The sequence below is a fragment of the Streptomyces sp. SM11 genome (assembly GCF_002910905.1).
In the GTDB taxonomy this organism is placed as follows: Bacteria; Actinomycetota; Actinomycetes; order Streptomycetales; family Streptomycetaceae; genus Streptomyces.
Genome location: NZ_NEUE01000102.1, coordinates 1 through 9,364, shown reverse-complemented (window position 1 = coordinate 9,364; position 9,364 = coordinate 1). Strand labels below are relative to the sequence as shown.

Here is a 9,364-nt window from a genome sequence, read left to right as displayed (position 1 = left end):
GGAATAAGACCCGTTGTCCTCAGCGTCCTCGCTGTGTAATTGCCTGCCCGGTCGCCGAAGCGACCCGTGCAGGACTTTCAAAGGAACCACCAACCTGCCGAAGCAGGCCGGGGTATCAACATATTTGGCGTTGACTTTTGGCACGCTGTTGAGTTCTCAAGGAACGGACGCTTCCTTCGGTCCCGTTTCACCGGGTCCCTCCGGGCGCTTCCCTTCGTTCTTGCGTTTCCGACTCTATCAGACTCTTTCGTGTCCGATTCCCGGTCGAAGCGGGTCAAGCAGTTTCGCTTTCCAGGTCCTCCGCTTTCGCGTTTCCCCTTTCCGGCGGTTCCAACTTTACCAGACTCTTTTTCGTTCCGTTTCCGGTCCGAATTCGATTTCCGGTGGCCTGTGGAGTGGCCTTGCCTTTCGGCTGACCCGACTTTATCAGAAATTCTCGGGGCGAAACGAACGCCCCGGTGATTCAGATAAGGAGAATCATGTGGCCCTGCAGAGCGACAAGCGCTCCTGCACGAGCGGAGTAGACGCTACGCGCTCAACTCGAACTTGTCTAGTCCGAGGCAACCGTTCAAATCTACCTCCCCACTTCTGCCGTGTCAACGGTTTTTGTGGGCGAGGAGGACACTAGCAGCTCAGCGGGGGTGAAAGCACATCGGCGGTCAGGCTGCGGTGGGAAGTTCCGCGCTGCGTTCGACCGCTGTGAGGTCACCCGTGTCGCCGGCACGTGCGGCACGGCCGCCCAGGGTGTAGACGTACGCGAGGAAGGCCAGCTCAGCGGTGATGCCCATGGTGATCCTGGCCCAGGTCGGGAGGCCGGACGGGGTCACGAAGCCCTCGATGAGTCCGGAGACGAACAGGACCAGGGCCAGTCCGATAGCCATGCCCAGGGCGGCGCGGCCCTGCTGGGCCAGGGCGGTCCGGCGTGACAGGGGGCCCGGGTCGATCACAGTCCAGCCGAGACGCAGTCCCGTGCCGGCGGCGACGAACACCGCGGTCAGTTCGAGTAGGCCGTGGGGAAGGACCAGGCCGAGGAAGACGTCGAGACGGCCCGCGGAGGACATGAGGCCTATGCCGACGCCGAGGTTGAGCATGTTGAGGAAGAGGATCCAGATCACCGGTATGCAGAGGAACGCCCCCAGGACCAGACACAGGGCCGCGGCCTGCGCATTGTTCGTCCATACCTGTGCCGCGAACGACGCCGCCGGATGGCTGGAGTAGTAGGTCTCGTACTCCCCGCCCGGCCGGGTCATCGCACGAAGGTCCTCCGGTGCGGCAATCGCGGCCTGGACCTCGGGGTGGGTGCCGATCCACCAGCCCAGCAGTGCCGCCAGCGCGGTCGAGAGCACCGCGGTGGGGATCCACCAGTGGCGCGAGCGGTAGACCGCGGCGGGGAATCCCGCGGTGAGGAACCGGGCCGCGTCCCGCCAGGAGGCCTTGCGGGTGCCGGTGACCGTCGACCGGGCGCGGGCCACGAGCTGGGTGAGCCGGCCGGTGAGGAGCGGGTCGGGGCTGCTCGACCGGATGAGCGAGAGGTGGGTCGCCGTGCGCTGGTAGAGGACGACGAGCTCGTCCGCTTCCGCGCCCGTGAGGCGGCGCCCCCGGCGCAGGAGGTGTTCGAGGCGGTCCCACTCCGTGCGGTGGGCGGTGACGAAGACGTCGAGGTCCATGGGCGTCTGTTGCTCCAGGCAAAGGTGCGTACAGGTCCGTACTACTGCGGCGCGCTGGCGGTCAGCTTGGCAGACTGGGCCCGGCTGGGGCGGAGAAGGCAGGTCGGCGAAGGGTGGGGCCCGATGAGTGAGCTGGTGACCGGGGACGCGGTCGTTCTGGGGTTGAGGCCCGCGCGGCTGCCAAGCCGGGCGCTGGCCTCGGCGATCGATCTGGCGGTGACGTTCGCTGCTTTCGTCCTGGTCTCGGTCGTGCTGGGCATCGCTTCCGTTTCGTTGGACGAAGCGGCCGTGGCAGCGATCGGGGTCGCCTCGTTCCTGCTGGTCCTGATCGGTGGGCCGGTCGCGGTGGAGACGCTGAGCCATGGGCGTTCCCTGGGGAAGCTGGCCTGCGGCCTGCGGGTGGTGCGGGACGACGGCGGGCCGATCCGTTTCCGGCACGCGCTCGTGCGAGGGGCCATGGGGCTCGTCGAGATCCTCATGACCTTCGGCGCCCTGGCCTCCATCGCGTCCCTGGTGTCGGCGCGGGGGCGCCGGATCGGTGACGTGTTCGCCGGGACGCTGGTGATCCGGGAGCGGGTCGCGGCGACGGGCCGGTCCGTCGCCGTGCCGCCTCCCCCGCCCTGGCTGGTCGGCCGGTTCGCACAGCTGGATCTGTCGGCCGTGCCGGACGGGCTCTGGTCCGCAATACGGCAGTACCTGACGCGGATGCAGCAGCTGGATCCCGACGTGGGCCGTTCGCTCGCGGAGCGGCTGGCCGGTGAACTGGTCGCGCGGACGGGAGCCGTCGCGCCGCAGGGCGCTCCCGCGGCGGCCTTCCTCGCCGCGGTGGTTCATGAGCGGCAGGCACGGGATGCGCGGCGCGTGTTCGCCGGGCCTCGGGCCGAGGGGCCCGTGCCGTCCGCGCCTGCCGGAGTCGGGGGGTACGTCGAGGCTCCTGGAAACCCCGGAGGCGCTGGGGCTGGTGGGATCGGTGGGGCTGTGGGGTTCGGCGGTGGGAGCGGCACTGTCGGTGGGGGCTCTGCTGGTGCCGGTTCCGGGTCTGGGGGTGGTTTCGGCGGTGCTCACGAGCAGCGGCGCAGGGGGGCTTCCTCGGCCGGGTTCGCTCCGCCCGGCTAGAGCTCGTCCTGCCCTGCACCGGGCGGTGCGTCCGGGTCCGACGGGGTGCCGGAGGCGCGGGGGGACGGGGGCGACTCCAGGTGTTCGAGTTCGATACCGGGTGCTGCGAGGACCACGTCACCGGTGATGTGGACGGTGTGCTGTTCCCCGGTGTCCAGGGCGCTGACCTGGTATTCGTCCACGATCAGGGGGCCGTTGTCAGTGGTGTGCGCTTCACTGTTCACCAGGGCCCAGGACTGGTCGACGGTCCTGGGTGCGAGGACCGGGTCCGTGAAGGTGACCACGCGGACGCGGGTCGTGGGGGAATCGGGGGTGAGGCGCAGGAGGCGGGTCATGGCGACGAGGAACGCGGGAGACGTGCCGGCGAAGGCGTGGGCGCGGACGTTGCCTTCGGTGGCGTGGCTGCCGGTGGGATCGGTCCGGACCCAGGTGACCCCTTCCAGCGCTGCTCCTCGTACCTGCCAGCTCGCGGCATGGAGTTCGAGGCGGATGGGCCGGCCCAACTCGTCCAGGGCCAGGTCGACGGAGCCGAGGTGATCTCCGGCGGGGGCTGTGGTCTGGGAGACGTAGCGCCAGCCGGAGGGGCCGGGGGCGCAGTGGAAGTGCTCTTCACCGAGGGGGGTGTGATCGTGAAGGTCGTGGAGCGAATACCTGCCGCGGGGCATGGGGTCCTTCGGGTTCCTCGCGCTGTGCGGGGGCGGTAACGGGAGCAGGCCCCCGCCACGGGGGTGCGGGGGCCTGCTCTCGGGTCTGCTGGTGCTACTGAGGGCCTGATGCCGTTCGGTGTCCGGGAGGCCGGCCTCCCGGACACCAAGGGTGGATCAGTGGCCGCGGATGTATCAGTAGCGGTAGTGGTCGGGCTTGTACGGGCCCTCGACCTGGACACCGATGTACGCCGCCTGCTCGGGACGCAGGGTCGTGAGCCTGACGCCCAGGGCGTCGAGGTGGAGGCGGGCGACCTTCTCGTCCAGGTGCTTGGGCAGCACGTACACGTCGGTCGGGTACTCCTCGGGCTTCGTGAACAGCTCGATCTGCGCGAGGGTCTGGTCCGCGAAGCTGTTGGACATCACGAAGGACGGGTGTCCGGTCGCGTTGCCCAGGTTGAGGAGGCGGCCCTCGGACAGGACGATGAGGACCTTGCCGTCGGGGAACGTCCAGGTGTGGACCTGCGGCTTGACCTCGTCCTTGACGATGCCGTCGATCTGCGCAAGGCCGGCCATGTCGATCTCGTTGTCGAAGTGGCCGATGTTCCCGACGATCGCCTGGTGCTTCATCCGGGCCATGTCCTTGGCCATGATGATGTCCTTGTTGCCCGTCGTGGTGACGAAGATGTCCGCCTGCTCCACGACGTCGTCCAGCGTGGCCACCTGATATCCGTCCATGGCCGCCTGGAGCGCGCAGATCGGGTCGATCTCCGTGATGATCACCCGGGCGCCCTGGCCGCGCAGGGACTCCGCGCAGCCCTTGCCCACATCGCCGTAGCCGAAGACGACGGCGGTCTTGCCGCCGATCAGGACGTCGGTGGCGCGGTTGATGCCGTCGATGAGCGAGTGGCGGCAGCCGTACTTGTTGTCGAACTTCGACTTGGTCACCGCGTCGTTCACGTTGATCGCGGGGAACAGGAGGGAACCGTCACGGTGCATCTCATACAGGCGGTGCACACCCGTCGTCGTCTCCTCGGTGACACCGCGGATCTCGGACGCCAGCTGGGTCCACTTCTGCGGGGCCTCGCCGAGGGTGCGGTTCAGCAGGGTGAGGATGTGGGCGTACTCCTCGCTGTCCGCGGTCGTCGGGTCCGGGGCCGCGCCGACCTTCTCGAACTCGACACCCTTGTGGACGAGGAGGGTGGCGTCGCCACCGTCGTCCAGGATCATGTTCGGGCCGCCGGTGGGGGTGTTCGGCCAGGTCAGCGCCTGCTCCGTGCACCACCAGTACTCCTCCAGGGTCTCGCCCTTCCAGGCGAAGACCGGGACGCCCGCGGGGGCTTCCGGAGTGCCCTTCGGGCCGACCGCGATCGCCGCGGCGGCGTGGTCCTGGGTGGAGAAGATGTTGCAGGAGGCCCAGCGGACCTCGGCGCCCAGGGCGACGAGGGTCTCGATGAGCACAGCCGTCTGCACGGTCATGTGCAGCGAACCGGTGATCCGGGCGCCAGCCAGCGGCTGAGCGGCGGCGAACTCCTTACGGATCGACATCAGACCAGGCATCTCGTGCTCGGCGAGCGTGATCTCCTTACGCCCGAAAGCGGCGAGGGAGAGGTCGGCGACCTTGAAGTCCTGGCGGTTGGTGGCCGTCGTCATAACGGGCTGCTCCTCGTGATGGGTCGAGGGTGGGCTGTCTTGGGCTGACTCAGCGGCGCGGCGGGCACACGAATGCCCGGGCGTTCGCGGTGCAGTCCGTCGGAGGCCCTCTGTCCCTCGCCCGGCTCGCTCCCGCCAGCCGGTCGACCGCCATCAGCAGCGACGTCTGTATTCCGTATCCGAATCTACACCGAACGGCCCAGTGAGCCCCAGCCCGTTCGTGGAGAGGGGCGTGTGTGAGGGGTCACCGGGCCGATCGGGGCCGGTGTGCGGTGGGTCAGTGGCCGGAATCGCCCGCAGCGTCGGGTGAGCCGTCGAGCGTCTTGCCCGGGTTGGTTCCGGTCGCCGCGGCATCCGCGTTGTAGATGTCCGGCTCCAGGTAGATGACCCGGGCGATCGGGACCGCTTCGCGGATGCGGATCTCGGCGGCGTTGATGGCGTCGGCGACCTCGGTCGCGGTCTCGTCGTGCCGGACCGCGATCTTGGCGGCGACCAGCAGCTCCTCGGGGCCGAGGTGAAGGGTGCGCATGTGGATGATGCGGGTGACGGTGTCGCCGTCCACCACGGCCGCCTTGATCTTCTCGACGTCCTCGATGCCGGCGGACTCGCCGAGCAGGAGGGACTTCGTCTCGACGGCCAGGACGATCGCGATGAGGATCAGCAGGATGCCGATGCAGAGGGTGCCGATGCCGTCCCAGACGCCGTTGCCGGTGCCGAGGGCGAGGCCGACGCCCGCGAGCGCCAGGACAAGGCCGACGAGCGCGCCGAGGTCCTCCAGGAGGACGACCGGGAGTTCGGGTGCCTTGGAGTGGCGGACGAACTCGGTCCAGGAGCGGTCGCCGCGCGTCTGGTTGGACTCACGGATCGCCGTACGGAAGGAGAAGATCTCGGCGATGATCGCGAAGACTAGGACTCCGACCGGCCAGTACCAGGCCTCGATCTCGTGCGGGTGCTTGATCTTCTCGTAGCCCTCGTAGACCGCGAACATGCCACCGACCGAGAAGAGGACGATGGAGACGAGGAACGCGTAGATGTAGCGCTCGCGCCCGTAGCCGAAGGGATGCTCGGGGGTGGCTTCGCGCTTCGCCTTCTTGCCGCCGAGCAGCAGGAGTCCCTGGTTGCCCGAGTCGGCGAGCGAGTGGACGCTCTCCGCGAGCATCGACGAGGAACCACTGAAGAGGAACGCTACGAATTTGGCCACGGCGATCGAGAAGTTGGCGACGAGTGCCGCCACGATCGCCTTGGTTCCGCCTGCCGCGCTCATGAGTGCGTGGTGTCCCTTCGTCGGTGCGCGGCACGGGCCGTCGCGGTAAGGCGGCACATTGTTGCAGCCGGCGGGACGGTCCGTGCGTCAAGCCGCCACGGTCGCCCGGAAGAGTGTTCCCGAGCCTGCCACCTCGACCGTCTCGCCGGCCGGGACGTAGACGGACTGCCCCGGGGCGAGGGCGAGTTCGCCGACCGTGACCTCGCCTGCCGTGCAGAGCAGGATCTGGGGAGCGGGGGCGGGCAGCCCGGTGGGGGCCGCCCCTGACGCAAGGGTGTAGCGGGACAGGGCGAACTCCTCGGCGGGGGTCTCGTAGAGCTCCTCGCCCGACGGGGCGGCCTCCGGGCGCAGGACGCCGGGTTCGGTGGCCTCGAACCGGACGATCCGCAGGAGTTCGGGGACGTCGATGTGCTTGGGGGTGAGGCCGCAGCGGAGCACGTTGTCCGAGTTGGCCATGATCTCGACACCGAGGCCGTCGAGATAGGCGTGCGGGACGCCTGCGCCGAGGAACAGGGCTTCCCCGGGCTGGAGTTGTACGTAGTTCAGCAGCATCGCGGCCAGTGCCCCGGGGTCGCCGGGGAAGTGGTGGGCGATACGGGCGTACGGGGTGTGGGCGCCCCCGAGCCGTTCGGCGGCGGCCGCCGCGTCGGCCACGGTCTCGGCCATCTCGGTCGGCTCCGCGCCGAGGATCGCCGTGAGCACCTCGCGGAGGGCGGCCTCCTCGGGGTGGGCGCGGAGGAGGTCCACGTACGGCTTGAGGGAGTCGACTCCCAGCGCCTCCATCGCGTCCGCCGCTTCGGTGGGCCTGCGGAAGCCGCACAGTCCGTCGAAGGGGGTGAGGGCGCAGATCAGTTCGGGCTTGTGGTTCGCGTCCTTGTACGTGCGGTGCGGGGCGTCGATCGGGACGCCCCGGGCCTCCTCGTCAGCGTAACCCTCGCGGGCCTGGTCCAGGTTCGGGTGGACCTGGACGGAGAGGGGGGCGCCGGCGGCGAGGAGCTTCAGGAGGAAGGGGAGGCGGGGACCGAAACGGTCGACCGTGGCTGTGCCGAGCTCGCCTTCCGGGTCGGCGGCGATGGCCTCGGTGAGCGCGAGTTCCGGCTCGCCCGCCGGGGTGGTGCGGCTGACGCGCGAGGGCGCTCCGGGGTGGGCGCCCATCCACATCTCGGCCTGCGGTTCGCCGGTGGGCGCGATGCCGAGCAGGGCGGGAATGGCCGTGGTGGATCCCCAGGCGTAGGGGCGCACGGTGTTGGACAGCCGGTCCATGAAGTCGTCCTCGGGTGGGGCGGGGCGGGGTGGGCCACCAGGGATATCAGTGGTGCGTGAGGTCCTGGCATCGTGGGGATGGCCGGAAGGTGTGGCTTGCGTCAGGACTGGGGGGCCGAGGCCAGTGACAGGTAGACCGCCGCGAAGTCGGTGGTCGCGAGCAGTTCGGCCACGGCCTCCAGCTCGCTGCCCTCTTCCGGTTCCAGTTCGCTGACCGGAGTGTCGTGACCGAGCGCCAGTTCCCGGGCCGCCGGGTAGGCGCTGAGGCCTCCCGTCGGGCGGTCCCGGAGCAGGACGACCCGGGCCCTCAGCGTCTCTCCCTCGTCGACCCGGTCGCGGAAGAAGTCGTCGGGGTCCGCGCCGGCCGCGAAGTCCCCGGCGAGGAGCGTGCCGTGCGAGGGCAGTGCCTCGGGCAGTTCCGCGGCCAGGGCGGGGCGGCCGGCGAGCTCGGACAGTACGGCGGCGAAGCGGCGCCCCACCGGGCCCGCCGCGTCGCCCTCCGTCCACAGCAGCGGCAGGCTGTCGGCGAGCTCGGCGGCGAGCGTCTTGGCCGGGTTGCTGTACATGGCGATGGCCGGGCCGCAGCGTTCCGCGGTGCGGTCCAGGCGGTCCGCCACCTTCTGGAGGTCCTCGGGGGGCGCGGTCACCAGCCCGACCCGGTCCAGGAGCGCCAGCAGGGGGGTGAGGAGGGCCCACAGCGTGCCGGGGCCGGCGGCAGAGGTCTCCGCGTCGTACTCGCCGTGCGGGGCGGCCGCCATCGGGACGACCAGACCGTGTACCCCGTCGACCGCCTCGCGCAGCGGCGAGCGGGTCGGGGCGACGGCGACGACGGTGCAGCCGCGGCGGTAGGCCTGCTCGGCGAGCAGGGCGAGGCCCGGTTCGGAACCGTCTGCGGTCGCGATGAGGAGGAGGTCCACGGATCCGGCCCAGCCGGGCAGGGCCCAGCGGAGGGCGCCGGGGGCGGGGGCGACGCCCGTGGGGTGGATGCGTACGACGGGGGCGGCCGCGCCCGCGAGCGCGCCGATCAGGTCGGCGACCCCGGAAGCGGCGGTGCCGGGGCCCGCGACGAGGACGGCCCGTGGCCGGCCCTCCGGGTTCAGGCTGCCGATGCCGGCCTCGGCGGCGTGCCGGGCGGCGGTACGGACCCGTGCGCCTGCCTCGGCGGCTCCGCGCAGCAGATCGCGCCGGTCGGCTCGGGCCAGGGCTTCCGGGGCGTCGAGCAAGGACTCGTCCAGCATGGCGGTGGGCCTCCGATCACCGGGTGGGTGCGGGCTGCGGGTACGCGTGCGGGTGGGGTGCGATGGCTTGGCTGTCGGGCCGGCCGGGCGAGGTGCCGGGCTGTGTGGCCTTCCCCTGCCTGCTGCCTGGGCGGGCCCGGCGGCCGTGCGGTGCCGTGCGCCGTCCTGCGCGGTTCCTGCGCGGTTCCTGCACCGTCCTGTCCGTACGCGTGCCGCTCGCGGTCAGGCGGGGCGGCGGGCCTCGTCGACGAGCAGGACCGGGATGCCGTCCCGGATCGGGTAGGCCAGTCCGCAGTCGTCGCCCGTGCAGACCAGTTCGGGGCTGTCGGCCGCCGAACGGTCGTCGAGCGGGGAGTGGCAGGCAGGGCAGGCCAGGATCTCCAGGAGGCCGGCTTCGAGCGCCATGGGGTGAGTCCCTTCGAGCATGCGAGTTCCGATCCGCGTGGATCAGGCGTCGTCAGCCTACCGCTGAGGTGGAGGGGGCGCGGCCTGACCGGGGGGATGAAACGGGGGATGCGG

8 protein-coding genes are annotated in these 9,364 nt (G+C 70.4%); 1 reads left to right on the top strand and 7 read right to left on the bottom strand.

Annotation, left to right across the window (positions count from 1 at the left end):
- Window positions 1-659: 659 nt before the first annotated feature.
- Complete coding sequence (locus tag B9S58_RS06815) at window positions 660-1,667, bottom strand: stage II sporulation protein M (RefSeq protein WP_103531221.1); 1,008 nt, start codon at window positions 1,665-1,667, stop codon at window positions 660-662.
- Between the two features lie 123 nt (window positions 1,668-1,790).
- On the opposite strand from B9S58_RS06815, the gene B9S58_RS06810 reads away from it, so the two are divergent.
- The gene (locus B9S58_RS06810; protein WP_103531220.1) at window positions 1,791-2,783 is read left to right on the top strand and encodes an RDD family protein; all 993 of its coding nucleotides are present in this window, start codon (window positions 1,791-1,793) and stop codon (window positions 2,781-2,783) included.
- Here B9S58_RS06810 and B9S58_RS06805 read toward each other — a convergent pair.
- From B9S58_RS06805 to B9S58_RS06780, 6 genes are all read right to left on the bottom strand, one after another.
- Window positions 2,780-3,448, bottom strand: coding sequence for a hypothetical protein (locus tag B9S58_RS06805; protein WP_103531219.1), 669 nt, complete (start codon window positions 3,446-3,448; stop codon window positions 2,780-2,782). The genes B9S58_RS06810 and B9S58_RS06805 overlap by 4 nt on opposite strands.
- A 174-nt stretch (window positions 3,449-3,622) precedes the next feature.
- The gene (ahcY, locus tag B9S58_RS06800) at window positions 3,623-5,080 is read right to left on the bottom strand and encodes an adenosylhomocysteinase (protein WP_103531218.1); all 1,458 of its coding nucleotides are present in this window, start codon (window positions 5,078-5,080) and stop codon (window positions 3,623-3,625) included.
- 277 nt (window positions 5,081-5,357) lie between these two features.
- On the bottom strand, window positions 5,358-6,344 hold the full coding sequence (locus B9S58_RS06795; protein WP_103531217.1) for a cation diffusion facilitator family transporter: 987 nt from the start codon (window positions 6,342-6,344) through the stop codon (window positions 5,358-5,360).
- A gap of 87 nt (window positions 6,345-6,431) precedes the next feature.
- Window positions 6,432-7,607 carry a mannose-6-phosphate isomerase, class I gene (manA, locus tag B9S58_RS06790; protein WP_103531216.1) on the bottom strand — a complete coding sequence of 392 codons (1,176 nt, stop codon included), beginning with the start codon at window positions 7,605-7,607 and terminating at the stop codon, window positions 6,432-6,434.
- Between the two features lie 101 nt (window positions 7,608-7,708).
- On the bottom strand, window positions 7,709-8,845 hold the full coding sequence (locus B9S58_RS06785) for an SIS domain-containing protein (RefSeq protein WP_103531215.1): 1,137 nt from the start codon (window positions 8,843-8,845) through the stop codon (window positions 7,709-7,711).
- 222 nt (window positions 8,846-9,067) lie between these two features.
- Window positions 9,068-9,250: a Trm112 family protein gene (locus tag B9S58_RS06780; protein WP_103531214.1), complete on the bottom strand. Its 183-nt coding sequence runs from the start codon at window positions 9,248-9,250 to the stop codon at window positions 9,068-9,070.
- Between the last annotated feature and the right edge of the window lie 114 nt (window positions 9,251-9,364).

Coding starts and splice junctions, on each gene's coding strand:
- manA (WP_103531216.1), bottom strand. CDS start 7,607: ATGGACCGGCTGTCCAACACCGTGCGCCCCTACGCCTGGGGATCCACC.
- B9S58_RS06785 (WP_103531215.1), bottom strand. CDS start 8,845: ATGCTGGACGAGTCCTTGCTCGACGCCCCGGAAGCCCTGGCCCGAGCC.
- B9S58_RS06805 (WP_103531219.1), bottom strand. CDS start 3,448: ATGCCCCGCGGCAGGTATTCGCTCCACGACCTTCACGATCACACCCCC.
- B9S58_RS06810 (WP_103531220.1), top strand. CDS start 1,791: ATGAGTGAGCTGGTGACCGGGGACGCGGTCGTTCTGGGGTTGAGGCCC.
- ahcY (WP_103531218.1), bottom strand. CDS start 5,080: ATGACGACGGCCACCAACCGCCAGGACTTCAAGGTCGCCGACCTCTCC.
- B9S58_RS06815 (WP_103531221.1), bottom strand. CDS start 1,667: ATGGACCTCGACGTCTTCGTCACCGCCCACCGCACGGAGTGGGACCGC.
- B9S58_RS06780 (WP_103531214.1), bottom strand. CDS start 9,250: ATGGCGCTCGAAGCCGGCCTCCTGGAGATCCTGGCCTGCCCTGCCTGC.
- B9S58_RS06795 (WP_103531217.1), bottom strand. CDS start 6,344: ATGAGCGCGGCAGGCGGAACCAAGGCGATCGTGGCGGCACTCGTCGCC.